At 72.7% G+C, this 25,775-nt stretch carries 17 protein-coding genes and 2 pseudogenes; 1 reads left to right on the forward strand and 18 read right to left on the reverse strand.

Annotation, left to right across the window (positions count from 1 at the left end):
- Window positions 1-4: 4 nt before the first annotated feature.
- Window positions 5-1,867 carry a glutamine--fructose-6-phosphate transaminase (isomerizing) gene (gene glmS / locus A6A25_RS01450; RefSeq protein ID WP_073885879.1) on the reverse strand — a complete coding sequence of 621 codons (1,863 nt, stop codon included), beginning with the start codon at window positions 1,865-1,867 and terminating at the stop codon, window positions 5-7.
- Between the two features lie 134 nt (window positions 1,868-2,001).
- Here glmS and A6A25_RS01455 point away from each other — a divergent pair, with 134 nt between their 5' ends.
- Window positions 2,002-2,847, forward strand: a complete 846-nt coding sequence (locus A6A25_RS01455) for a dienelactone hydrolase family protein (RefSeq protein ID WP_073885880.1) — start codon at window positions 2,002-2,004, stop codon at window positions 2,845-2,847.
- A gap of 528 nt (window positions 2,848-3,375) precedes the next feature.
- Here the strand turns inward: A6A25_RS01455 and A6A25_RS01460 are convergent.
- From A6A25_RS01460 to A6A25_RS01535, 17 genes and pseudogenes are all read right to left on the reverse strand, one after another.
- Window positions 3,376-3,837: a hypothetical protein gene (locus A6A25_RS01460; protein WP_073885881.1), complete on the reverse strand. Its 462-nt coding sequence runs from the start codon at window positions 3,835-3,837 to the stop codon at window positions 3,376-3,378.
- On the reverse strand, window positions 3,834-6,788 hold the full coding sequence (locus tag A6A25_RS01465; RefSeq protein WP_073885882.1) for a WXG100 family type VII secretion target: 2,955 nt from the start codon (window positions 6,786-6,788) through the stop codon (window positions 3,834-3,836). The genes A6A25_RS01460 and A6A25_RS01465 overlap by 4 nt, the downstream gene beginning before the upstream one ends.
- Window positions 6,788-7,090, reverse strand: a complete 303-nt coding sequence (locus A6A25_RS01470; RefSeq protein ID WP_073885883.1) for a hypothetical protein — start codon at window positions 7,088-7,090, stop codon at window positions 6,788-6,790. The genes A6A25_RS01465 and A6A25_RS01470 overlap by 1 nt, the downstream gene beginning before the upstream one ends.
- 477 nt (window positions 7,091-7,567) lie before the next feature.
- Complete coding sequence (gene glmM / locus A6A25_RS01475) at window positions 7,568-8,902, reverse strand: phosphoglucosamine mutase (protein ID WP_073886351.1); 1,335 nt, start codon at window positions 8,900-8,902, stop codon at window positions 7,568-7,570.
- A 117-nt stretch (window positions 8,903-9,019) separates the two neighbouring features.
- Complete coding sequence (rpsI, locus tag A6A25_RS01480) at window positions 9,020-9,607, reverse strand: 30S ribosomal protein S9 (RefSeq protein ID WP_241828455.1); 588 nt, start codon at window positions 9,605-9,607, stop codon at window positions 9,020-9,022.
- Window positions 9,604-10,047, reverse strand: a complete 444-nt coding sequence (rplM, locus tag A6A25_RS01485) for a 50S ribosomal protein L13 (protein WP_033436749.1) — start codon at window positions 10,045-10,047, stop codon at window positions 9,604-9,606. The genes rpsI and rplM overlap by 4 nt, the downstream gene beginning before the upstream one ends.
- A gap of 253 nt (window positions 10,048-10,300) precedes the next feature.
- On the reverse strand, window positions 10,301-10,588 hold the full coding sequence (locus tag A6A25_RS01490) for a WXG100 family type VII secretion target (protein WP_073885884.1): 288 nt from the start codon (window positions 10,586-10,588) through the stop codon (window positions 10,301-10,303).
- 72 nt (window positions 10,589-10,660) lie between these two features.
- Window positions 10,661-10,972 (reverse strand): WXG100 family type VII secretion target, encoded by a 312-nt coding sequence (locus tag A6A25_RS01495; protein ID WP_073885885.1) that lies wholly within the window; start codon window positions 10,970-10,972, stop codon window positions 10,661-10,663.
- A 146-nt stretch (window positions 10,973-11,118) separates the two neighbouring features.
- Window positions 11,119-11,541, reverse strand: coding sequence for a hypothetical protein (locus A6A25_RS01500; RefSeq protein WP_143192911.1), 423 nt, complete (start codon window positions 11,539-11,541; stop codon window positions 11,119-11,121).
- A 16-nt stretch (window positions 11,542-11,557) separates the two neighbouring features.
- Entirely contained in the window at window positions 11,558-13,351 is a 1,794-nt protein-coding gene (locus tag A6A25_RS01505; RefSeq protein WP_073885887.1) for a type VII secretion-associated protein, read from the reverse strand.
- Between the two features lie 120 nt (window positions 13,352-13,471).
- A complete protein-coding gene (locus A6A25_RS44545) occupies window positions 13,472-13,684 on the reverse strand; it encodes a hypothetical protein (RefSeq protein ID WP_198932566.1) in 213 nt (70 codons plus the stop codon).
- Window positions 13,685-13,741: 57 nt separating this feature from the next.
- Window positions 13,742-14,140: pseudogene (locus A6A25_RS46745) on the reverse strand (tetratricopeptide repeat protein); the annotation flags it as partial.
- A 536-nt stretch (window positions 14,141-14,676) separates the two neighbouring features.
- Window positions 14,677-15,372 (reverse strand): annotated as a pseudogene (locus A6A25_RS46750) (AfsR/SARP family transcriptional regulator); the annotation flags it as partial.
- Complete coding sequence (locus tag A6A25_RS01520) at window positions 15,369-18,086, reverse strand: AfsR/SARP family transcriptional regulator (RefSeq protein WP_158073670.1); 2,718 nt, start codon at window positions 18,084-18,086, stop codon at window positions 15,369-15,371. The gene A6A25_RS01520 and the pseudogene A6A25_RS46750, both read right to left, overlap by 4 nt.
- A gap of 53 nt (window positions 18,087-18,139) precedes the next feature.
- Complete coding sequence (locus A6A25_RS01525; RefSeq protein ID WP_073885890.1) at window positions 18,140-19,837, reverse strand: AfsR/SARP family transcriptional regulator; 1,698 nt, start codon at window positions 19,835-19,837, stop codon at window positions 18,140-18,142.
- Between the two features lie 333 nt (window positions 19,838-20,170).
- Entirely contained in the window at window positions 20,171-22,900 is a 2,730-nt protein-coding gene (locus A6A25_RS01530) for an AfsR/SARP family transcriptional regulator (protein WP_073885891.1), read from the reverse strand.
- Complete coding sequence (locus A6A25_RS01535; protein ID WP_158073671.1) at window positions 22,897-25,659, reverse strand: AfsR/SARP family transcriptional regulator; 2,763 nt, start codon at window positions 25,657-25,659, stop codon at window positions 22,897-22,899. The genes A6A25_RS01530 and A6A25_RS01535 overlap by 4 nt, the downstream gene beginning before the upstream one ends.
- Window positions 25,660-25,775: the final 116 nt, after the last annotated feature.

Here is a 25,775-nt window from a genome sequence, read left to right on the forward strand (position 1 = left end):
TGCCCTACTCGACCGTGACGGACTTGGCGAGGTTGCGCGGCTTGTCCACGTCGTAACCGCGGCTACGGGCGATCTCCGCGGCCAGCACCTGCAGCGGCACGGTGGAGATCAACGGCTGCAGCAGCGTCGACACCGCCGGGATCTCGATCAGGTGATCCGCGAACGGGCGAACCGTCTCGTCACCCTCTTCAGCGATCACGATCGTGCGCGCGCCGCGTGCCTGGATCTCGGAGATGTTCGACACCAGCTTGGAGTGCAGCACCGCCCGGCCCTTCGGCGACGGCATCACCACGACCACCGGCAGGCCTTCTTCGATCAACGCGATCGGGCCGTGCTTCAACTCGCCCGCCGCGAAGCCCTCCGCGTGCATGTAGGCGAGTTCCTTGAGCTTCAGGGCGCCTTCGAGCGCGACCGGGTAGCCGACGTGGCGGCCGAGGAACAGCACCGCCTTCGAGTCGGCCAGCTCCCGGCCCAGCGCGCGGACCTGCTCGACCGTGCCCAGCACCTTCTGCACGGCGTCCGGCATGGCCTCGAGCTGGTGGAACTCCTGGGCCACCTCGTCGGGGTACTTCGTGCCGCGCGCCTGCGCCAGGGCCAGGCCGACCAGGTAGTTCGCCGCGATCTGGGCGAGGAACGCCTTGGTCGACGCGACGCCGATCTCCGGGCCGGCGTGCGTGTAGAGCACGGCGTCGGACTCGCGCGGGATCTGCGCGCCGTTGGTGTTGCACACCGCCAGCACCCGCGCCTTCTGCGACCGTGCGTGCCGGACCGCCTCCAACGTGTCGGCGGTTTCACCCGACTGGGAGACGGCGACGACGAGCGTGTCGCGGTCCAGCACCGGGTCGCGGTAGCGGAACTCGCTGGCCAGCTCGACCTCGACGGGCAGCCGCGTCCAGTGCTCGATGGCGTACTTGGCGACGAGGCCGGAGTGGTAGGCCGAACCGCAGGCGACGACGAAGACCTTGTCGACGTCGCGCAGGTCCTGGTCGGACAGGCGCTGCTCGTCCAGCACGACCCGGCCGTCGCGGAAGTGGCCGCGCAGCGTGTTGGCCAGCGCTTCCGGCTGCTCCTCGATCTCCTTGAGCATGAAGTACTCGTGGCCGCCCTTCTCGGCGGCCGACAGGTCCCAGTTGACCGTGAACGGCGTGGCCTGGGCGTCCGCGCCGTCGAAGTCGGTGACGCGGTAGCCGTCGCGGTCGATCACCACGAGCTGGTCCTGACCGAGTTCGACGGCCTCGCGGGTGTGCTCGATGAACGCGGACACGTCGCTGGCGAGGAACGTCTCACCCTCGCCCACGCCCACTACCAGCGGTGACGAACGACGTGCGGCGATAACCACGTCCGGGTGATCCGCGTGCGTGACGACGAGGGTGAAGGCGCCTTCGAGGCGGCGGACCACCGTGCGGACGCTGGCCTCCAGGTCACCCTTGGTGTCGCCGTCGTCGTACGCGCGGGCGATGAGGTGCGCGGTGGTCTCGGTGTCGGTGTCGCTGGCCATCTCGACGCCGACGGCTTCGAGCTCGGCGCGCAGGGCGGCGAAGTTCTCGATGATGCCGTTGTGGACGACGGCGACGCGACCCGTGACGTCGCAGTGCGGGTGGGAGTTGCGGTCGATCGGCGCGCCGTGGGTGGCCCAACGGGTGTGGCCCATGCCGGCGGTGCCGGTGAAGGCGTCGCGGCCGACCTCGTCCAGGCGGGCCTCCAGGTTCGTCAGGCGGCCGGCCTTGCGTTCGACGGCCAGGCCGCCGTCACCGTCGAGGACGGCGACGCCCGCCGAGTCGTAGCCCCGGTACTCCAGCCGCCGCAGCCCGTCGAGCACGACGTCCAGCGCCGACCTGTGGCCCACATATCCCACGATTCCGCACACGCCGCACAGCGTAACTAGACCAGGGGCGTCACTCGAACGGGCCACTTTGCCGCGTTTGCGCAGGTCACGGCTTGAATTGGTGTAGACCAATCCGGCCGTGCGCACTGTCACCGCGATCGACTACCGTTCGCGGGGTGAGCGGCTACTCGGCGAAGCAGGTGCTCGACCAGCTCAGCAGGCCCGGTGAGCACCCCGTGCTGCGCGGCGACCTGGCGTTGGTCGGGCTTCCGGGCCTGGTCTACACGCCCGCGGTCGGGCTGGGGCTGCCCGCGGTGGCGTTCGGCCACGGTTGGTTGCAGCCGGTCAACCGCTATCGCGCGCTGCTGCGGCACCTGGCGTCGTGGGGTTTCGTGGCCGCCGCGCCGGGGACCCAGCGCGGGCCGCTGATGTCGTCCCGGCTGCTGGCCGGGAACCTGCGGACGACGCTCGACGTGTGCACCGGCGTGCGGCTGGGTGACGGCGGGATCAGCGTGGACGCGTCACGGCTGGCGGTGGCGGGTCACTCGATGGGTGGAGGCGCGGCGGTGCTCGCGGCGGCGGACGACTCGCGCGTGCGCGCGGTCGTGACGTTGGCCGCATCCGAGACCCGGCCGTCGGCGCTGGACGCGGCCCGCCGGGTGACCGTGCCGGGGTTGCACCTGGCCGGCGGCGAGGACCGCATCGCGCCGCCGGTCGGGCACGCGGAGGCGATCGCGGAGGCGTGGCAGGGGCCGGTGCAGCTGCGGTCGTTGCCGAAGACGAGCCACCTGGGGTTCGCGGAGGGGCGGCACTGGAGCGAGCTGCTGCTCGACGGCAAGGGTGAGCGGGCGGCGCAGAAGTTGGCGCGGGCGCTGATGACGGCGTTCCTGCTGCGGACGCTCAAGGGCGAGAAGAAGTGGGACGCGCTGCTGGACGGCGACGTGAAGGGCGCTGTCCTCACCGTCCAGCGCGGCCTTTTGGTCCGCCACACCGTCCAGCACGGCCCGCTGATCCGCCACTGAGCCACTCCCCCTGATCACCGCCCGCCGAGGCGGGGGCGGGGGCGGTGGCCGATCCGGGGAGGCGGTGGCCGATCGGGGTCGAGGCCGGAGGCGGCCGTGCGCGGGTCCCGGCGGTGCGCGGGTCCCGGCGGTGCGCGGGTCCCGGCGGTGCGCGGGTCCCGGCGGTGCGCGGGTCCCGGCGGTGCGCGGGTCCCGGCGGTGCGCGGGTCCCGGCGGTGCGCGGGTCCCGGCGGTGCGCGGGTCCCTGTCGTGCCCGAGTCCCTGCCGTGCGGGCTGGCTGGGGCACGCGTGGGTGAGTGGGCGGGTGGGTGGGGTGGTGCTGGTCATGGGTGCTGGGTCCTCCGGCCCCTCGACGTCGCCTGGTGGGCCGGTCGCCGGGTGGGCTGTCCGTCGTGGTGGTCGCGACAGGGCCGTGGTTGGCGAGGCGGTCCATATCAACCGAGGTACGGGAACAGTGTTTCCGTACATTTTCGGCCGATGTTCACCCGATTGGGTTGGCAGGCGAGGTCGAGGGGGGCGGAGGGGTGGTCAGGTCAGCCAGCTTTGGCCGCCGAAGTCGTCGTCATCGTCCACCGGTGCCGGGCGGCGGGGGGCCGTTGGGCGGGGTGGTGGGGGTGGCGGGACTGGTGCGGCCACGGGGGGTTGGGGTGGTGGTGGCGGGGTCGGGGTCGGGGTCCACGACGTGGTCACCGGCGGCGGGGTCTCGTAGGTCGGCTCGTCGTCCTCCGCGCCGAACTTGTACTCGCCGCTCTTCTTCTCCGTCGCCGCCTTCGTGTTCCAACCGCCGGCGGCCTTCTGCGCCTTCTCGGCCTCGTTCAGCCGCTCGACGATCTTCTGCGCGGTCTGCCCCTGCTTGGCGAAGCTGTCGCTCGCCTGCTCCTTCGCCTCACGCGTGCGACGCTCGCGCAGCTCACGCCGGTCGGCGTGCTCACGCGAAATCTGGTCCATGCGGCTCATCGCCACGGCCAGCCTGTCCGACGCGACGCTCATCGGCCCTCCTCACCGAGCACACCCTGGACGCGGCTGAGGCTGACGTCGTCGTCGAACAGCGACCCGGTCGTGCGCCACTGCCCGGGACTGCTGCGCTCGTTGTCGCCGCCGCCACCCTGCTGACCGCCGCCGGCCATGCCGCCACCCATCATCCCGCCGCCCATCATGCCCCCACCGACGGCCGAACCGCCGGGCTGGCCCGCGGCGTGGGACTCCTGCATGGACGGCAGCACGGCGGACCCGGCCTGGCCCGCCTGTGAGGCGTTCGTGTCGGACGCCAGGCCCTGGTCGGCGGAACTGACCGGTGGGCTGTTCCACGTCTGGTCCGAACCCGAGGACGACGAACCGCCGCCCAGCACCGAGTCGGCGCCGTTGAAGCCGGAACCGCCGCCGAGCACCGACGCGCCGGACGTCGACGTCGTGCCACCGGTGTCGGACTGGCCGAAGCCACCGCCGCCACCGAAGCCACCGCCGCCACCGTCGAACGCGGCGGGCGCCGACGGGAAGCCCGTGGCCTGGAACGACTGCGCGGGCGGGCTCTGGAACGCCGACGGCTCGGTGAAGCCGCCGCTGACCGGGGCCGCGGCGACGCTGCCCGTGAAGCCGGAGTTGTCCGGTGCGGGCATCGTGGTGAACTGCGGTTCGGTGAAGCCGCGGCTGAAGCCCGGGTCGGGCGCGGACGGCGGGCTGAACTGCGGCTCGGTGAAGCCACCACCGCCGGCGAAGCCCGGGTCGGGCGCGGACGGCGGGGCGAACTGCGGCTCGGTGAAGCCACCACCGCCGGTGAAGCCGGGGTCGGGCGCCGTGGGCGGGGCGAACTGCGGCTCCGCGAAACCACCGCCACCCGCACCGCCCGCGAAGCCCTGGTCCGGGGCGAACTGCGGCTCGGTGAAACCGATGGCCGGTTCCGGTTGGCCGATCAGCGGTTCCGCCGGGGCGGGCATGGTGGTGACGTCGGACGGCAGGTCGCCGCTCGGCAGGTCGGCCTGCAGCGGCACGGCGTTGTCCAGGCCCGGGACGGTCGGCATCTCACCGGCGCCGGAGTCGGGAGTGTCCTCGCCGAACTCCACGCCGTACTCCTCGGGCGTGCCGTCGCCGTTGTCGACGGTGAGGTTGATCTCACCGGTCAGCGGGTCGACCTCGGCGGTGATGGCCAGGCCGTCCAGCTCGATCAACGCCTTGCCGTCCGCACCGGCCTCGATCGGGATCGCGCCGTTCGCGCCACCCTCGGCCGGGCCGCCGACCGCGCCGATCGCGGCACCGGGCGTACCGGGAGTACCGCCGGCCGCGCCGGGCACGCTGCCCGTGGTCGCCGTCGCACCGGCCAACGCGCCCGCCAGCGCCGCCCCGCCGTTCTGGCCCATCAGGGCCTTCAGCGCGTCGGGGTTGTTGCTGAAGTCGACGTCGTAGGTCTTCGGCTCGCTCTGCGGCGTGTCGACGGTGATCTGCACGTGGCCGTTCTCGTCCGGCTCCGTGATCTTGATCTCGTTGTCGCCGCTCTTGATGGTGACGGTCTCCGGCGCCTCTTCGTCGCCCTTCAACCCGTCGGGCTTGCCGGCCTGGTCGTCCGGCTTGCCGTCACCGTCGAGGTCGTCGATCTTGCCGTCGCCGTCGGTGTCGCCGGGCAGCTTGATCTCGTCCGGCTTGCCGTCGCCGTCCTTGTCCAGCGGGTTCTCCGGCTTCGGCATCTCGGGCACGGACGGCGTGCCGCTGCCGCTGCCGGTACCGGTACCGGTACCGGTACCGGTACCCGTGTTGCCGTTGTTACCGGTACCCGTGTTGCCGTTGTTACCGGTGCCGTCGCCTTTTTCGCTCGCAGGCGCCGGGAACGGGTTCTCGAACTCCGCCATGTACTTGGCGAGGGTCTCCCACTGGGCGTCCACGGAGGACTTGGTCTCCGTGCAGCACGTCTTGAACTGCTCGTAGAGCTGCCAGAACTCGCGGTTGAACGAGTCGCGGATCCACTTCTTGCACTGGTTGATCGCGTAGTCGCGGTTCTCGTCGTTCAGCTTGCAGTCGTCGGAGTGGATCCGGTCGGCGATGTTGCTGCCGGTCTTCGAGTCCACCCAGCCGGCGATCTCCAGCACGCGGTCCTTGGAGTAGTCGCCCTCGCCGCGCGCGAACGACACGACCTTCTCGGCCATGTACGTGTCCGCCTGGCCGATCTGCTCCCGGTACATGCCGAGGACTTCGTCGGCCTTGCTCTTGCACAGCTGGTACACGTTCCGGACAGCGGTGCGGGTCAGCTTGGCCGCGCCTTCGAGCGCGTCACCGAGTTCGGTGACCTTCGGGGCGAGTTCGCCGGTGTAGTGCTCGTGGGACTTGGTGGCCGCCTCGCCCTCCCACTCGCCGTAGAGGGCCTTGAGCTGCCCGTCGACGTCCGACTTCATCTCGTCGATCTTGGTCTTGGCGGTGCTGAACTCGTCGGCTTCCATGAGCAGCTTGTGGAAGTTGATCCCGCGCTGCTCGTCGTACGGCTTCTGGATCTGCTCGGCGTAGTTGATCGCCGTGGTGTTGCCCATGCAGTCGCCCGGCCGGTTGTTCCAGATGCCCTCGAACTTCTCGAACACCTTCAGGCCGGCCTTGCCCGCGTCGAACAGCTCGTCGGACAGCTTCACGCCCGAGCCGGAGGCGGTGGGCGGCTGCTTCGCGTCGAGCGCCGCTTGGCCGTCGTTGACGGCTTTGGTCTGCTCGCGCGAGTTGTAGCCCTTGCTGTCACTCTCGGCCTTGGCCTCGTCGTAACGGGCCTGGAGGTCGCTGCTGGCGCGGTCCCAGAGGCTGGTGTCCCAGCTGTCGTAGTTGTAGCGGTCCTGGTAGGTGCCCGCTTCGTCCGGGATGTTCCACGGCGCCGTCGAAGCGACGTAGTCGTGCAGCAGCGCCTTCTTGGTCTCTTCGGAGACGTTGGGGTCGTCGAGGAGTGCTTTGACGTCGTTCCAGCTCGGCTCGGCCATCAGTACTGGCTCCCCAAGTCCGCGGCGTTGGTGGATTCGACATCGCTGTAGGTCGAGGCACCGGAAGCGATCTTCCCGGCGAATGCGCCGAGCACGCTCGTCATGTTCGCGATGCCTTTGCCGAAGTTGTCGATCCCCGCCTTGTAGTTGGTGAAGTGCTGCTGGTGCGCTTCACCGAAATCACGGGCGATCGTCTGGGTCTGACCGACGTCCTTCAATCCGTCGGCCGTCTCCTTCGCCGCATCGGAAATGCCCTTCGAGGCTTTTTGCATCGCCTCGGTACTGGTGCCGTAACCGGCCACGGCGCTCCACTCCCCTCCGTGGCTCGAAGGCCACGACCCAACTCGACGACTCGCCCCTTTTCGACGCGACGCTTCGGTGTGCGGTTCCCATCGTGGCAGCCCACCGGGCTGTCTGACGGTGGTTTTGCGCTGGTCCTTGCAGGTGTAAACGCCGGCGCGGAGGTCAGCCCCCGGGGGGCGGTTGCTGCGGCGGGTAGTAGCCCTGCCCCTGCGGCGGACCCTGGGGGTACGGGTTCTGCGGTGGCGGCGGCGGTTGCTGTGCGTACGGAGGCCGGCCACCAGGTGGTGGCTGGTGACCGTACGGGGGTTGCGGCCCAGGTGGGCCGTACTGCTGGGGGTTGTGCTGGTAGGGAGGCCGCGGCTTCTTCGTCGACTTCACGATGACCACGACGAGCACGACAACCCCGGCCAAGGCCAGGAGCAGCAAGAGGTCCAGCAGCACGGTCGTTCCCCCGAACGGTCTGTTGTGCGGTCTTGTCAGTGCACCGAGGAAACCACACCGGCCAGTCGCTGTGCCGCGGACTCGGCCAGTTCGTGGGTGGCGGCCTCGACCATGACGCGCACCAGCTGCTCGGTCCCGGACGGGCGCAGCAGCACGCGGCCCGTGTCGCCCAGCTCGGCCGTCACGGCGGCGACCGCCTCGCTGACCGCGGCGTCCTTGGCCACCGCCGCCTTGTCGCCGACGACCACGTTGATCAACACCTGCGGCAGGCGGTGCATCACGCCCGCGAGCTCGGCCAGCGGTTTGCCGGTCTCCGCCATCCGCGCCATCAGCCGCAACGCGGTCAGCAGGCCGTCGCCGGTGGTGGCGTGCGCCGGGAGGATCACGTGCCCGGACTGCTCGCCGCCCAGCGCGAACCCGCCCGCGCGCAGCTCCTCCAGCACGTAGCGGTCGCCGACCGCGGTGGTCTTGATGGTGATGCCGTGCTCGCGCATCGCCAGGTGCAGGCCGAGGTTGCTCATCACGGTCGCGACCAGTGTGTCGTCGGTCAGCTCGCCGGCTTCCTTCATGCCCAGCGCCAGCACGGCCATGACCTGGTCGCCGTCGAGGTCGTTGCCGTCGGCGTCGACCGCGACGCAGCGGTCCGCGTCACCGTCGTGCGCGATGCCCAGGTCGGCGCCGTGCTCGACCACCGCGGCACGCAGCTTCGCGACGTGGTTGGAGCCGCAGTCGTCGTTGATGTTCAGCCCGTCGGGTGTGGTGTGGATCTCCACGACCTCGGCGCCCGCACGGCGGTAGGCGTCCGGTGCGGCCACGGACGCGGCGCCGTTCGCGCAGTCCACCACGACCTTCAGGCCGTCCAGGCGGTGCGGCGTCACCTTCAGCAGGTGCTGCACGTACTGGCCCTCGGCGTCCTCGATGTCGCGGACGCGGCCGATGCCCGCGCCGGTCGGGCGGTGGTCGCGCTCGCCCAGCTTCTGCTCGATCTCGTCCTCGACCGCGTCGGGCAGCTTGTGCCCGCCCGCGGCGAACAGCTTGATGCCGTTGTCGGGCATCGGGTTGTGCGAGGCGGAGATCATCACGCCGACATCCGCGCCCAGCGCCGACACCAGGTAGGCGACCGCCGGGGTGGGCAGCACGCCCGCGCGCAGCACGTCCGCGCCCGCCGACGTGAGGCCGGCCACCACCGCCGCCTCCAGCATCTCGCCGCTGGCCCGCGGGTCGCGGCCGACCACCGCGACCGGGCGGTGCGAGCGGTCGTGCTCGGCCAGCACCCGCGCCGCCGAGGCGGCGATGGACAGCGCGAGTTCGGGGGTCAGGTCCGCGTTGGCGAGACCGCGTACGCCGTCAGTGCCGAACAGCCGAGCCATGATCGCCGTGACCTCCATGCACACAAAGCAAATCGGGGGAGAAAAGCACTGCGGGAGCAGCAGTTCGACGAAGAACTGACTGCTCCCGCAGGGATGGTGCTCGCTCGACCAGGAAGGTCAGCGCTTGCTGTACTGAGGCGCCTTGCGGGCCTTCTTCAGACCGTACTTCTTCCGCTCCTTGACCCGGGGGTCGCGGGTGAGGAAGCCGGCCTTCTTCAGCACCGGGCGGTCCTCGGAGTCGACGGCGATCAGCGCACGCGCGATCGCGAGGCGCAGCGCACCGGCCTGGCCGGTGGTGCCGCCGCCGCGCAGGTTCGCGATGACGTCGAACGTCTCCGGCTTCTCGGTCGTGACCAGGGGCTCACGGATGAGCTGCTGGTGCACCTTGTTCGGGAAGTAGTCCTCGAGGGACTTCCCGTTCAGGGTGAACTTGCCGGTGCCGGGGAGGAGCCGCACGCGGACGATGGCCTGCTTGCGCCGGCCGACCGTCTGCGCGAGGTGGTGCGCACCCGCGTTGAGGGTGTGCCGCACGACGGGCGCGGCCTCGACCTCGGCGTCCTCGACCTCGTCCGCCTCGGCGGCGGGGGTCTCGGCTTCGGTGGCCTCGGCCTCGGTGGCCTCCGCCTCGACGGCTTCGGTCTCGACGGCGTCGAGCTCGGCCTCAGGGGTCGTCACGTCGATGTCCTCGGTCTGCTGCTCGGTCACTGGGCGACCTTCTTGATCTCGAACGGCTGCGGCTGCTGCGCAGCGTGCGGGTGGTTCGGGCCCGTGTAGACCTTGAGCTTGCCCGCGATCGCGCGGCCGAGGCGGTTCTTGGGCAGCATGCCCTTGATCGCCTTCTCGACCAGCCGGTCGGCGCGGGTGTCGAGCACCTCGCCGAACGAGCGCTGGCTCAGGCCGCCCGGAAAACCGGAGTGCCGGTACACGAACTCCTGGTCACGCTTCTTGCCGGTCAACGCCACCTTGTCCGCGTTGATGACGATGACGAAGTCACCGGTGTCAACGTGGGGGGCGTAAGTCGGCTTGTGCTTGCCGCGCAGCAGCGTCGCGGCCTGGGTGGCGAGCCGACCGAGCACCACGTCCTGGGCGTCGATCACGTGCCAGGTTCGGGTCACCTCGCCGGGCTTCGGGCTGTACGTGCGCACGGGTCTACCTCGTCGTCACTTGCGTCTGGGGTCATTGCGGCGGCTGCTCAGGCCAGAGACCCCAGGTGGGCAGAGGACCAGAACACGAGGTACGCATAGTGCGCACCAGTTACCGCACAACAACGTAGGAAGATACCGGTTGGGGTCGGCGTGGGTCAAAACGGGGCCCCTCAACCGGGCCGGAACAGACGCGTGGCCCCGGAACCTCGAGGTTCCCGGGGCCACGCGAGGGGTCACGCTGGGGTGACTCGGGTCACCAGCGAGCCTGGTTCTTCTGCTCCGCCGCGTTGTAGGCGTCGTTGGCCGACGCGACCGCGGCACCGACCGACGCCAGCACCTGCTGGAGGTCGCCGGCCGACTGGTTCCACTTGGCCTGCGCCTCGGCGTAGGCGCCGGACGAGGCACCTTCCCACTGCGCGATGACCGGGTCGATGCGGGCCTTCAGGTCGTCGAGGGCCTGCTGGACCTGGCTGGCCTGGCTGGCGATGTCACCCGCGGCCGTCCCGAGGGCCGCGAAGTCAACCTTGATCACGTCGTTCATGGGATCCCCTTGAGGTCAAAACCGAAATGAGCAATTGGTGAACAGGTGGAGCGAGTGGAAGAAAATGCTCGATCAGCCGCCGAGGCGACCCATGATCTGCGACATCTCCTGCGCCTGCTCCTGCTCCTGCTGCACGTAGGTCTGCGTCGTGCCGGTGATCTGCTCGGCGATGGAGACCAGGGCCTCCTGCAGCTTCGCGGCGTCGTCGTTGAAGCGCTCCATCAGCCGGCTGAACGCGGTGGCGGCCTCGCCCTTCCACGCGCCACTCACCGAGTCGATGGTGTTGCGCAGGTTGTTCAGGATGCCCTGAACGCCGTCGTTCGTGGACATGATGTCCTTGGCGGCGTTCTCGAGCTCCGGAATTCCGGTTGCGTAACCAGCCATTGGTCGCGACCCCCTAGGTCGTTGAGATCAGGCGTTCTTGGTTCGTACGCCTCTTACGACGCAGACCTTGCCATGGTCGGTTCCGTGCTGTCGCGACTTCTCCGGAAGTCGTTGCGGTTGTAAACGCACCGGGTCGCCGAGCACCGTCAGTAGAGGATTCGCGCTTGCGAAAAGTCCTCGTCATCGCCCCTTTCGGGGGGAAGTTGACCGCTCGGGCCCGCCACCGCACGGGAACCGAGCACCGGGCGCGGCGGAACCGCATTTGCATTCGCGTCCGTTTGCTCTCGCGATTTCTCCGGCGTGAGCAGTTCGGCGCCCGAGGGCAACTCCTCCACCGGCAGGCCGCGGTGCCGGCGGAACCCGGTGGCGACCCGCTGCACGTCCGGTGACGTGGGCGCGTGCCGGTCGGGCTGGACCTGCCGCGCCTTGGCCTGTTCGGCGAGCCGCTGGTTCCGCTCGCGCTGGGCCGCGTTCTTCTCGCCCGCGGCGGCGGCGGCGCGCCGGCCTCTGGTCACCGCCGCTTCGAGGTCGGAGCGGAACCGGGCGAAGGCCTCCGGGATGCCGGTCATCACATTCCCCACAAAGTCACTTGGTCACGGTCAGCGTGCCGACCACCTGCTCGCACGCGGGGCGGACCCGGTCGTGCCCGTCGGGCGGGTACTGGCACCCGACGCTGACCTGGACGTCGTCCTGGAACAGCACGTACCAGTCGATGACGGCCGACCCCACCTGTTCCCGGTAGTAAACGACATCCTTGGCGGCGAAGTCGGCGGAAGGGTCGAAATCGGACACGTTCTCGCGCTGGTCGTACTGGCCGCGCAGCTCGGTCTCGGCCCGCGGCCGGTCCTCGGTCGCGTTGTAGTTGAGCACCCGCTCCTCCACCGCGATGACGTCCAGGTCCGACTCGGGCGCCTCGGGCTTGAGCAGCACCTTGCGGGTCTCGACCTGGCCGCCGGTCTGCTGCCAGCCGCTGGGTGCGACGAAGCTGTAGTCGTACTGCGCGATGGTCTTGCCCGCGGCGGTGGTGGACGGTGTGGTGGGACCGCCGTTCGTGGTGTCGTCCCTGGTCAACGCGTACGCCACGGACGCGCCGACGACAGCGACCACCACGGCGATGGCGGTCACCAGCAGCGGCACCCGGCTGCGGCGCGGCGGCGCGGGCGCGGGCGCGGCGGCGGCCGGCGGGAAGTAGGAGGGCTGCGGGAACCCGGCCGGTGGTGAGGGCGGCGTGATCCGCCGGGTGATCTTGCGGGTCTGGTCGGTGATCTTCTGGGTGACGTCGCCCTGGCCGGCCGGGAGCGCGCCGGTGCGCAACGGGTCCACGCTCACCGCCCGCAGCGCGCCGCGGGCCACCACGGTCTCCGGCTGGTCGATGCTCGTCGGCACCACGCCGGACTGCTCCAGCACCAGCCGCGCCACCAGCGGGATGCGGCTGGAACCGCCGACCAGGAACACGCCGGCGAGGCCGCGCGGGTCCAGGCCCGCGTCCCGCACCGCGGTCACCACCAGCGCGGCGGCGCGGGTGAGCGGCGTGGTGATCAGGCGTTCCAGGTCGGTGCGGGTGACGTGGGCGTCGGGGAACGGCGGCGGCATCGGCACGTCGGTGTAGGCGTGCCGGGACAGCGTCTCCTTCGCGCCGCGCACGTCCTGGCGCAGCACCCGGCGCTTGCGCCGGTCGGCCATCTCCCGACCCTCCACGAGCTGCCGCCACGCCTCCGGGTCGCCGGGCGAGACCAGCGAGCCGACGTGCTCCAGCAGGGCCTGGTCGACGTCCGCGCCGCCGAAGCCGGGGTCGCCCTTGGTGGCCAGCACGCGGAACGTGCCGCCCCGGCGGGCCACCACGCTGGCGTCGACCGTGCCGCCGCCGAGGTCGAGCACGGCCAGCGCCGCGCCGTCCGGGATGGCGTGGGTCGCCGAGTGGAACACCGCCGCCGCGACCGGCTCCGGCACCAGCCGGACCTCCTGGCCGAGGCCCCGTGCGGCCTGCAGCAGCACCCTGGTGCGGATCGCGCCCCAGTCCGCCGGGTGGGTGAGCACGAGCAGGTCGACCCGGGCGCCGCCCGCCACCCGCCGCGCCTCGTCCACGGCCCTGGTCAGCACGGCCCGCACGACGTCGACCACCGGCAGCACGCTCGTGCCGAGCAGCAGTTCGCCCTCGTCGATGCGGCGCTTGGGGTGCGGCTCGTAGCGGGACGGGTCCACCGCCGCCTGGCGCTCGGCCTCCTGGCCGACGAACAGCGTGCCGTCGGCCGCCGCGAACACCGCGGAGGGCACGATCGGCTGCCCGTCGACCACCACGACCTCGGGTTCGCGACCGTTGCGCGACAGGGCGACGCAGGTGCTGGACGTGCCGAAGTCCACCGCCACGCGCAAGCTCATCGGTCATCCCCTCGTCGGCCGGGGCGGGCCTGCATATGCATACCTCACGACACCGACGCCCCGCCGCCGGGTCGCCGGGCTTCACCCGTCCCGGATGCCGCCCGGTGCTCCCGCCGACGATCAGCCGCCGTGCTTCGGCGGGCGCGCCTCTTGGTCGTAATCGGCCAGCCACGTCCTGATCACCTCGGCCCGGCCACCTTCGTACTCGTCGTAGATGGCCAACGCGTGCCGCCAGGCGTCCAGGGCCTCCTCGCGACGGTCCAAGCAGAGCAGCACCGTGCCCAACTCGTCGAGCAGGTACGACCGCCCGAGTGGGTCCGAGAAGGCCGTCATGGCCGAGATCCCCTGACGCAGCATCGGCTCCGCTTCGGCGAACCTGCCCAGCGCCCGCGACGCCTGCGCGACGACGCTGACAGCCCGCGCGGCGTGGTAGTCGTCGCCATGGCTCTCGAAGATCGCGCGCGCTCGCCGACTGTGCTCCGACGCCTCCTCGTACCGGTAGAGGCTGAGCAGGCTGAACGCGAGGTTGAAGTGCGCCGCCGCCTGCCGGTGGTCATCGTCCTGCTCCTGCGCGATCGCCAGCGCGCGGGAATGGTGCTCGACGGACTCGGCGTACTGTCCAATCCGGACGTACACGCCGCCGAAGTTCGACTCGATGACGCCCTCCAGCCGCCGATCGCCGACGTGCACCGCGATCTCCAGCCCCCGCTGGAAGGCTTCGACCGCCTCGTTGTGCCGGTTGACCTGCGAGTAGATCCAGCCGAGGTGGTTGATCGCGGTGCCGCGCAGGTGACTCGCTGGTGCGCGGCGAGCTTGCGCAGCTGGTTGCGGCTGGTCACCAGCACGGTGACGGTAGGCGTGCCGGGCAGCAGCGGGATCACCTGGTCGCTGTCGGCCGCGTTGTCCAACACGAGCAGTATCCGGCGGCCCGCCATGGTGGCGCGGAGCAGCGTGGTGCGCTCCGCCAACCCCGCAGGCACGTCCTCCGGTCGCACCCCCAGCGACACGAGCAACGCCTCGGCCGCGCTCGCCGGCTCGACCGGACGCCCGGCCGCATCGAACCCGTGCAGGTTGACGTGCAGATCGCCGTCACCGAACCGGTCACGCCGCCGGTTCGCCCAGCTCAAGGCCAACGCGGTCTTCCCAACGCCGCCGATGCCGTGCAGCAGCACCACCGCACCCGGCTCCAGGGTGGCCTCGTCCAGCGCCGCCAGTTCCCGTTCCCGCCCGACGAACAGCGACACCTCCGGCGGAACGTGACGCAGCGCCTGGCGCGATGGCATGACCACCGAGCCACCGGGCACGTCGTCGCGCAGGATCCGGTGGTACAGGTCGGTCAGCATCGGACCCGGGTCGACGCCCAGCTCCTCGACCAGCGTCGCGCGGACCGCGCGGAAGGCCGCCAACGCCGCGGCCTGCTGGTCCGAGCGGTACAGCGCGAGCATCAGCTGACCCCAGAACCGCTCCCGCAACGGGTGCTGCCCGGTCAGCGACCGCAGCTCAGCCACCAGGTCGCCCGCCCGTCCCGCGTCCAGGTCGGCGTCGATGCGGCGTTCGAGGACCACCAAGTACTCCTCCAGCAGCGGTGCGACCTCCACTTGGTGCAGGACGTCCGACCGGACGTCCCGCAGTGGCTCACCCCGCCACAACTCCAGCGCCTCGGCGTACTTCCCCGCGGCGGCCAGCTCACGGAACCGGTGCAGGTCAAGCGCGCCCGGCGGCACGTCGGCCACGTACCCGCCCACCGCCGTCCGCACCACTTTCGCCGGGCCCAACGACTGCCGCAGGCGGCGCACCACCATCTGCAACGTGGCCTTGGCGCGGTCCGGGTTGGGTGCCTCGCCGTCCCACAGCCGGTCGACCAGTTCGTCGGCGGACACCGGCTGGTTGGCCCGCAGCAGCAGGATCGCCAGCAGCAGTCGGGAGCGCCCGGCCGGGATCGGCACGAGCACGTCGCCGTGCCAGACCTCCAGCGGGCCGAGGACGTTGAACCTGGTAGTCGTCTTCCCCACCACCGTCATGCCTGTTCTTCGAGTTCGCGTCGCACTTCGTCGGCCGCCGGGTGCCGCAGGTCCTCGAAGATGGTCAGCGCGTTGCGCAACGCGGCACGGGCCGCTTCCCGGTCACCGGCGCGCCGGTGGGTTTCGCCGAGGTCCCGCCACACGCCGGCTTCGTAGTAGCGGTCGCCCGACCGCACGAAGAGGTCCAGGCTCTTGCGGATCATGGCCAGTGCGTCGTCCAGCCGGCCCAGTTCACGGTAGGCGAGCCCGAGGGTGCCGAGCGCGGCGGCGTGGCCGGGGAGGTCGGTCAACTCCTCGTACCGCTCGATCGCGTCCGCCGCGTGGCGCACCGCCTCCTCGTGCCTGCCGAGCAGGTGGTAGCTCCACGAGCTGGACGTGAGCGCGCGAGCCTGCCCGTGCGCGTGGCCCAGTTCCCGGAACAGCTCCAGCGCGCTCAGTTGCAGCGGCAGCGCCTCGGCGGGCCCGCCGTCCGCTTTGCGGACCCCGCTGAGGTTGACCAGCACGTAGCCCTCGGAAACGCGGTCACCGAGGTCGTGGAACAGGCGCCGGGCGGTGTCGAGGTGCTCTCCCGCCTCGGTCCACCGGTGCAGCAGGGTCGCCGCCCGGCCCAGGCCGCGGTGCATGCCCGCCTGCCCCCGGACGTCGCCGAGCCGTTCCGCCGCGCGCAACGCCTTCCGGCACACCTCCAGCCACTCCAGCCAGTGCCCGCTGGAGTGGAAGTACGTCGCCGTGCACTCGGGGATCAGCCAGGCACGCGCGTCGGACGCGTGCTCGGCCGCGTGGCCCGCCACCGCGAGCAGCGTCCGGAACTCGGCGCGGTACCAGTCGAGGGCCGCGGCGTGCGACTCGGCGCGCTCGGGGCGCACGCCCGGTCGCGGCGGCGGCGGGTCCACCGGCTTGCGCTCGGGGTAGAGCGCCTTGTCGGCCTGCTCGGCGGTGCGCAGGAAGTGGTCGACCAGCCGGGTACGGGCCTCGTGCGGGTCTGCGGGCGGGTGCTGCTCGGTGAGCAGGTCGGCGGCGTACGCGCGGAGCAGGTCGTGCAGCGCGTACCGGCCCGGCACGTGCTCGGCGACCAGGTGCGCCCGCGTCAGCTCCACGAGCGCACGGCGGGCCTCGGCGAGCGGCAGCGCGGCCAGGCTCGCGGCGGCGGGCGCGGAGAGGTCCGGGCCGGGGTGCAGGCCGAGCAGCCGGAACAGCCGGGCCGCGGTGTCGCCGAGGTACCGGTAGGACCACGAGAAGACGTCCCGGACCGACGTCAGCCGGTCACCGGTGTCCAGCGCGTCGAGCCGCGTGTGGTCGGCCGCCAGTTCGTCGGCGAACGCGCGCAACGGCGCCGAGGGTTCCGCCGCCGTGCGAGCCGCCACGACGGCCAGCGCCAGCGGCAGGCCCGAACACCGGGTGACGAGCCGGTCCACCGCTTCCGGCTCGACCGCCGACCTGGCCCGGCCGACGCCCGCCTCCAGCAGCGCCACGGCCTCGTCCCGGTCGAGCAGGTCCAGCCGCACCGGCCGGGCGCCCTCCCGCACGACCAGGCCGGTGAGCCGGTCGCGGCTGGTGACCAGCACCAGGCAGCCCGGCGTGCCGGGCAGCAGCGGGCGGACCTGGTCGGCGTCACGGGCGTTGTCCAGCACCACCAGGACCTTCCGGTCGGCCAGCAGGCTGCGGTACAGCGACGCCTGCGCCTGCACCGTCGGCGGTATCCGGGACGGCGGCACGTCGAGCGCTTCGAGGAAGCCGCGCAGGGCGTCCGTGGGCGACATCGGCCGACCGGACGGGTCGTACCCGCGCAGGTTGACGTACAGCTGGCCGTCCGGGAACCGCGGTGCGACCTCGTGCGCCCAGTGCACCGCGAGCGCGGTCTTCCCGATGCCCGCCGGGCCGTTGATCGCCGAGATCGCCACGGTCGAGCCGGAGACGGCGGCGTCCAGCTCGCGCAGGGCGCGGTGACGTCCGACGAAGATCCGCGGCCGGACGGGCAGCTGGCGCGGCACCCCGACGCGGTGCGGCGGCACGGCCGGCTCGTCGGCCAGGACCCGCTGGTGCGCCTCGCGCAACGCCGGACCCGGCTCGACCCCGAGCTCCTCGGCCAGCAGCGAACGCACCTCCCGGTAGGCGGCCAGCGCCTCCGCCTGCCGCTCCGACCGGTACAGCGCCAGCACCAGCTGAGCCCAGAACCGCTCGCGCAACGGGTGCCGCCGGGTCAGCACCCGCAGCTCCTCCACCACGTCCGGCCCCCGACCGGCCGCCAGGTCGGCGTCGAGGCGTTGTTCGAGCACGCCGAGCCGGTGCTCCAGCAGCGGCACGACCTCCTCGCGGTGCAGCAGGTCCGACCGCACGTCCGGCAGCGGGTCGCCGCGCCACACCGCCAGCGCCTCGGCGTAGCGCCCCTGCCCGGCCAACGCGCGGTACCGGTGCAGGTCGAGGCTGTCCGGTGGCACCTCGGCCAGGTACCCACCGGTGGCGGTGCGGATCACGTTCGCCTCACCGAGCGCCCGGCGCAGGCGGGCGACCGCCATCTGCAACGTCGCCTTGGCGCGTTCCGGGTTCGGCGGCTCGCCGTCCCACAGCCAGTCGACCAGCCGGTCGGACGGCACGATCTCACCGGCGCGCAGCAGCAGAGCGGCCAGCAGCGTCCGGCCCAGGCCCGCGGGCACCGGCACGGCACGGCCGTCGACCCGCACCCGGAGCGGGCCGAGGATTGCGAACTCGATCACCAGACCCCCTAGGCCGTTCGGCGGGACATCGTCCACGAAGCGCTGCCGGGCGGCTACCGGGTTGTCTCGTCACGGACCAGCAGCACGAAGGACTCCCACTCGGCGTCGAGCCAGGCGGACGCGGCCTCGGCCGACGTGAACTCGTCCGGCCGCACGCAGTCGTGCGCGGGCAGGACCGGCGCGGCCTCGCCGGTCGACCACCGCACGGCGTTCGCGGCGGTGTGCGCGTACCACGTCAGCGCACGCCGGTGGGCGGCATCGACGTCGTCACCCTCGATGTCGACCAGTTCTACCGCGTACCGCCGCAGCAGCGGGTGGATCGAGTACCGGCCCGGCACGTGCTCGAACAGCAGGTGGGCGTCGGTCAACTGGGCGATCGCGGCCTCCGCGTCGGGCACGGGCAGGCCGGCCACCGCCGCCGCGGCGGACACCGGCGAACTCGGCACGGGGTGGTGGCCGAGCAGCCGGAACACCCGGGCCGCCATCGGGCCCAACAGCCGGTACGACCACGAGAACACCGTGCACAGCCGGGCGTCTTCCTCGCCCGTGTCCATGTGCTCCAGCAGTTCCCGGTCCACCGCCAACTGGTCGGCGACGTCCGCCAGCGTGAAGTGCGGGTTGACCGCGGCCCGCGTCGCCACCACCGCCAACGCCAGCGGCAGGCCGGCGCACAACTCCACCAGCGTGTCCGTCGCCGCCGCCTCCTCGGCCAACCGCCCCGGGCCGAGCCTGCGCTCCAGCAGGGCGCGCGACTTGGCGTCGTCCAGCGCGTCCAGGAAACCCCGGATCACCTCACCCGGCGGCACGGGCTCGGCGGACGGGTCGAACCCGCGCAGGTTCGCGTACAGCCTGCCGCCGGTGAACGCTTCCGCGGCCAGGTTCGCCCAGTGCACCGCGAACGCGGTCTTGCCGATGCCCGCCGCGCCACCGATCGCGGAGATCACCACCGCGCCCGCGTCGGCGTCCAGCAGGCCGGTCAGCTCGCGCAGCTCCTCCTCCCGGCCGGCGAAGAAACCGTTGGGCGACGGCAGCTGCCGCGGCACGGGCCGCGCGCCGAGCAGGTCCCGGTGCAGCCGCTGGACGTTCGGGCCAGGCTCGACGCCCAACTCGTCGGCGAGCCGGGTCCGCAGCTCCTCGTACGCGGCCAGCGCCACATCCCGTTGCCCCGCTCGGGACAGCGCCAGCATCAGCAGACCCCAGAACCGCTCCCGCAACGGGTGCCGGCGGGTCAACGACCGCAGCTCGGGCACCAGCTCGCCCGCCGCGCCCGCCGCCAGGTCCGACTCGATGCGCCGTTCCCGCACCACCAGGTGCTCTTCCAGCAGGGGCGCGACGTCCTCGGCGTGCAGCGACGGCGACGGCACGTCCGACAGCGGCTCGCCGCGCCACAGCCGCGACGCGGCCGTGAACTCGCCCGCCGCCGCCAGCTCGCGGAACCGGTGGAGGTCCAGCGCTCCGGGTGGGACCTCGGCCAGGTAGCCGTTCGCGGTGGTGCGCACCACGTTCGCCTCGCCCAGCGCCTGCCGCAGCCGCGTCACCACCATGTGCAGCGTGGCCCTGGCCCGGCGCGGGTTCGGCGCGTCACCGTCCCACAGCCGCTCGACCAGGTCGTCCACCGCCACCGGTCGGTTCGCGCGCAACAGCAACGTCGCCAGCAGCACGCGGGCGCGGCCCGCCGGCACGGGCACGGGCCGGTCGCCCCACCGCACGTCCAGCGGTCCGAGCACGCCGAACCGGGCGTCCGCCGTCATCCCGGGTTCACCTCCGCGCCGCCCCGTCGTTCCTCCGCAGCATGTGTACCGGACCTCGCGGCCCGACGTCGCCGGAGATTCCCGCACCGTGGTGAGTCCGCCGTGAGCCGATTGTGAGGTCGTTCGCGCACAGTGGTGACGTTCACCGCCGCGACCCCCAGAGGGCCGTGGGACCGCGCTGGAGATCGAGGGGGGAAGCCGGTCCCGGTGGCAGGTGGGTCGTCGGGGGGCGACTCACCCACCCGGCCCACGCGGCGGTGACGACCGGACCGCGGGCGTCCCCGACTCCTCCCCGTCGAGGACGCCCGCGGTCATTCCGCCGACGCCGACCGTTCACCCGGTGCCGAGCCCCGCCAGCCGGGCGCGGATCTCGGCCTCCTGCGGGAAACCGGCCTTGACGCACAGGTCCAGGGCGGCGGCCAGGTGGGTCCGGGCGGTGCCCGGATCGCCGAGCCGCAGCAGCAGGTCCGCGTAGTTGAGGTGGGTCCGCATGGCCGACAGGCTGTTCAGGTCGCCGACGCCCCGCGCGAAGATCCTCTCGTAGGTCGCCGCGGCGTCGGCCAACCGGCCGGGGCCGACGAGGACCTGCGCCAGCGTCTCCTCCACCGCGCCGAGCGACACCCGGCCGGGCAGCTGCCGGCACAGCTCGACGGCCCGCAGGCACACCTCCAGCGCCTCCTCGTGACGACCGGCGTGGCTCAACGTCCCGGCGTGGTTGTTCAACGCCAGCGCCAGCCCCGGCAGGTCGTCCAGCCCCGCCCACAGCCCGACGGACCGCTCGCCGTACCGCACGGCCTCCTCGAAGCGGCCGAACGACTCGTAGGCGCCCGCGAGCTCCAGGCAGCTGGCCGCCATGCCGCGCACGTGGCCGATCTCCTCCCGGATCGCCAACGCCCGGTGCAGGTGTTCCAAGGCCTCCTCGAACCCCATGTTGCGGGTGATGCCGCCGAGCGTGTGCAGGGCCACCGCCTCGGCGAACCGGTCACTCAGGTGGCGCGCGGACGCCAGCGCGATCTCGGTGAACCGCCGCCACTCGGTCCAGACGTAGTGGCGGTACAGGTAGCCCCACAGCGCGGTCGGGATCTGCCACGCGTGCACGTGCCTGCCGTGCTCGCCCGCGTACGGGATGACCAGCCGCAGGTTCGGCATCTCGCCGTCGACCCAGGCCACCGCCTCCGCCTCGGCGGCGAACGCCAGCAGGGGCACGGTGTCGGCGATCGGGGTCAGCGGCAGCTCGGTGCGGGTGGGGCGCAGCAGCCGGTCCGCGCGGTCGATGTTGTGCAGGTAGAAGTCCAGCAGCCGCTCCACCGCGCGCCCGCGCTCCTCCTCGGTCTCCTCCGCCTGCGCCGAGGTCTCCGCGTGCAGCCGCAGCAGGTCGTGCAGCACGAACCGGCCCGGCCGCGGCTGCTCCAGCAGGTGCGCCCGGAACAGCTCGCCCACCGAACGACCGGCCCGCTCGACGTCCACCCCGGCCAGCGCGGCCACCGCCTCGACCGTGAAGTCGCGGCACGGCACCACGCCGAGCAGCCGGAACACCCGTTGCGCGGCCGTCGTCAACGCCCGGTACGACAGGCAGAACGTGCTGCTCACCGCCGAAGCGGGATCGTCGGCGATCACCAGCTGGGCGAGCGGGTCGCCGGCGCGCAACGCCGTCACGTAGTCGGCCACGCCGCGCGGCTCGCCGGCCAGGTTCGCGGCGGCCACCCGCAGCGCCAGCGGCAGCCCGGCGCACACCCGCACCAGCTCGGCGACCGCGTCCGGCTCGGCGTCCACCCGCTCCGCGCCCAGGATCCGGCGCAGCAGGTCCACCGCCTCGGCCCGGGCGAGCGCGTTCAGCCGGACCAGCACGGCGTCGTCGAGCGCGACCAGCCCGCGCAGGTCGTTGCGGCTGGTGAGCACGGCGAAGTTGCCCGCGCCCGACGGCAGCAGCGGGCGCGCCTGCGCCACGTCGACCACGTTGTCCAGCACGATCAGGATCCGGCGGTCGGCCAGCACCGACCGGTACAGCGCGACCTGCTCGGCCAGCGCCGAGGGCACCCGCTCCGCCGGCACGCCCAGCGCGCCGAGCAGCTGGGTCAACGCCTGCTCCGGCGTCAACGGCGGGAACTCCGGGTCGTAGCCGCGCAGGTTGACCAGCAGTTGCCCGTCCGGGAAGTCCGCCGCCACCCGGTGCGCCCAGTGCACGGCCAACGCGGTCTTGCCCAACCCGCCCATGCCGGTGATCGCGACCGCCGTGGCGCCCCGCGCCCGCGCCGCCAACCGGTCCAGCGCGGCCACCTCCTCGCGCCGACCGGTGAAGCTGCGCACGTCCGCGGGCAGCTGCCGGGGCGCGATCGCCCGACCCGGCGGCTCCGGCACCGCGCCCAGCACCAGCCGGTGCGCCTCGCGCAACTGCTCGCCCGGGTCCACGCCCAGCTCGTCGGCCAGCAGCGCGCGCACCTCCCCGAACGCGGCCAGCGCCTCGGCCGTGCGGTCCGAGCGGTGCAGGGCCAGCACCAGCGCGGCCCAGAACGGCTCGCGCAGCGGGTGTTCCCTGGTCAGCGCGCGCAGCTCCGGCACCAGCTCGGCGGCCCGACCCGCGTCCAGGTCGGCCGCGATCCGGCGCTCCAGCACCGCGAGCCTCTCCTCCAGCAGCGGCGCCACCTCCTCGGCGTGCAGCACGTCCGACCGCACGTCCGACAGCGGCGTGCCGCGCCACAGCGCCAGCGCGTCGGCGAACCGGCCCCGCGCCGCCAGGTCGCGGAACTCGTGCAGGTCCAACGCGCCCGGCGCGACGTCGACCAGGTAGCCGTGCGTCGCGGTGCGCACGACGGTCGGGTCCCCCAGCGCCTGCCGCAGTCGCGCCACCACCATGTGCAGCGTCGCCCTGGCCCGGCGCGGGTTCGGCGCGTCACCGTCCCACAGCCGCTCGACCAGCTCGTCCACCGTCACCACCTGGCCCGCCCGCAGCAGCAACGCGGCCAGCAGCGCCCGACCCCGGCCCGCGGGCACCACGACGGGCTCGTCGCCGCGCCACACCTCCAGCGGTCCGAGGACGGCGAAGCGGGTCACCGGCCCGGTCACGGCAGACCGGGCACTTTCGCCCGCAACGCCGCCACGTTGCCGTGGCCGAGCTCGTCCAGGATGTCCAGCGCCGCCTGCCACACCTCACGGGCCGCGTCGTGGTCGCCCGCCAGCACGTGCGTGTCGCCCAGCCGTTGCAACGTCGCGGCTTCCTCCCACCGGTCGCCGCTCTCCCGATACCGCGGCAACGCCTCCCGGTAGCAGCGGACGGCCTCGTCCAGCTCGCGCAGCCGGTGGTGCACGTAGCCGAGGCTGTCCCACGTCGCCGCCTCCGCCAGCAGGTCGTCGATCCCGCCGCACAGCTCCAGCGCCCGGCGGCAGTCGGCCAGCGCGCGGCGCAGGTCCTCGCCCAGCATCGCGCGGGCCCAGCCGACCGCGTTGAGCGCGCGGGCCGTGCCGGGGAGGTCGCCCAGCTCCTCGAACACCGCCAGCGCCTGCTCGGCGTGGTGCAGCGCCTCGGGCAGCCGGTCCCACGCCTCGTACAGCCCGCCGAGGTGGCGGTGGATGTGCGCCTGGCTCTGCCGGTCGCCCAGCTCGCGCACCAGGTCCAGCGCGGCGGTGAGGTGCGTCTCGGACTCGGCGAACCGCCGCAGCACCACGCAGATCCGGCCGAGGCCGCGGTGGGTCGAGGCGAGCGCGACCCGGTCGTCCAGCCGCCGTGCCGCGGCCAGCGCCACCTCCAGGGACCTCGCCTGCTCGTGCCAGAACGACCGCAGGCGGGCGAACGCCGTCGTCGCCCACGCCAGCTGCCAGGCGTGGGTGTCGAAACCGTGCGCGGCGGCGTGGCCGACCGCGGCCGACAGCGACGCGTGCTCCAGGGCGAACCAGGCCAGCGCGTCGGCCCGCCCGGTCAGCTCCGTCACCACCGCGCCCGGCGCGGGCCGCGCGAGCCGCACCTCCTCGCGCTGCGAGTACAGCAGCCGGTCGGCCGCGTCCGCGGTGTGCAGGTAGTGGTCGAGCACCCGCCGCCGGGCTTCGCGCGGGCCGTCCCGGTCGTCGTGCGCGGCGACCAGGTCACGCGCGTAGGCGTGCACCAGGTTGTGCAGCGTGAAGCGGCCCGGCACCGGCTCGGCTACCAGGTGCAGCCTGCCCAGCTCGCCCAGGGCCTGGCGGGCGGCGCGCACCGGCACACCGGCCAGGCTCGCCGCCGCCGGGATCGACACCTCCGGACCGGCGTGCACGCCCAGCAGCAGGAACATCCGGGCCGCGGCCGGGCCCAACCGCTCGTAGGACCAGGAGAACACCGTCTTGACGCTGGTCGTCGCCTCGCCCGTGTCGAGCGCCGCCAGCCTGGTCCGCTCGTCGGCCAGCTCACCGGCCAACGCCCGCAGCGTGAAGCCGGGGTGCGCCGCGGCCCGTGCCGCGACCACGGACAACGCCAGCGGCAGCCCCGCGCAGTGGCCCATCAGCTCGCGCACCGCGTCCGGCTCGGCACCGACCCGCTCCCCGCCGAGCTGCCGCACCAGCAACGCGGTCGCCTCCTCGTCCGACAGCACGCCGAGCGGCAACGGCCGCGCACCCTCCCGCACCACCAGCCCGTCGAGCTGGTTGCGGCTGGTCACCAGGGCCAGGCACCGCGAACCGCTCGGCAGCAGCGGCCGGACCTGCTCGCTGTCCGCGGCGTTGTCCAGCACCACCAGCACCCGGCGACCCGCCAGCAGGCTCCGGTACAGCGCGACCTGCTCGTCCAGCCCGGACGGGACCCGCTCCGGCAGCACGCCCAACGCGCACAGGAAACCGCTCAACGCCTCGCCCGGGCTCGTCGGCGCGCCCGTCGGGTCGAACCCGCGCAGGTTCACGTAGAGCTGCCCGTCCGGGAACCGGTGCGCGTTCCGGCTCGCCCACCGCAACGCCAATGCCGTCTTGCCCACCCCCGCCGTGCCGTGGATCGCCGCGACGACCACCGCGCCCGCTTCACCGGCCGGTGCCGAGTCCAGCAGCGCCGACAACGCGGCCAGTTCGCGTTCGCGCCCGACGAAGAGCCGGGTGTGCGTCGGCAGCTGCCTGGGCGCGGGCACGGCACGCGGTGCGCTCGAAGGCGCGCCCTCGGCGACATCCGGTGCGGCGGTGAGGATGCGTTGGCGCAGCTCCTGCAACCGCGGGCCCGGGTCGACGCCCAGCTGCTCGGCCAGCAACCCGCTCACCGACCGGTACGCGGCCAGTGCCTCGGCCTGCCGGTCGGAGCGGGACAGCGCTTCCATCAGCTGACCCCAGAACCGCTCCCGCAACGGGTGCTCACGGGTCAGCGACCGCAGCTCGGGCACCACCTGCGCGGCCCGGCCCGCCGCCAGGTCCGCGTCGAGCCGCCGTTCCAGCGCGTTGAGCCGTTCCTCCAGCAGCGGTGCCACGTCCTCGCCGTGCAGCAGGTCGGACGGCACGTCCGACAGCGGCTCGCCACGCCACAGGTCCAGCGCCTCGGTGAGCCGGTCGCGGTCCACCAGCTCGCGGAACCGGTGCAGGTCGAGCGCGCCCGGCGGCACGTCCGCCGCGTAGCCGCCGGTGGCCGTGCGCACCACGTTCGCCGTGCCGAGCGACTGGCGCAGCCTGGTCACCACCATGTGCAACGTCGCCCTGGTCCGGGCCGGGTCGACCGACCGGCCGTCCCACAGCCGGTCCACCAGGACGTCCATCGGCACCACGCTGCCCGCGCGGAGCAGCAGGCTCGCCAGCAGCACCCGCGCCTTGCCCGCGGGCAGCGCCACCTGCCTGCCGCCGTGCCAGACCTCGAGGGGTCCGAGCACCTTGAACTCGGTCTCCACGCGCCACCCCCTTACCCGCGGGCCGAAGCATAGGGCAGCACACCGACAGCCCAGAGTGAGCGTGGAGCGACTGTGAGTGCCGTCCGGCACGGTCACCCGCGTCCACCGCACCGGCC

The organism is Saccharothrix sp. CB00851 (genome assembly GCF_001905065.1).
In the GTDB taxonomy this organism is placed as follows: Bacteria; Actinomycetota; Actinomycetes; order Mycobacteriales; family Pseudonocardiaceae; genus Actinosynnema.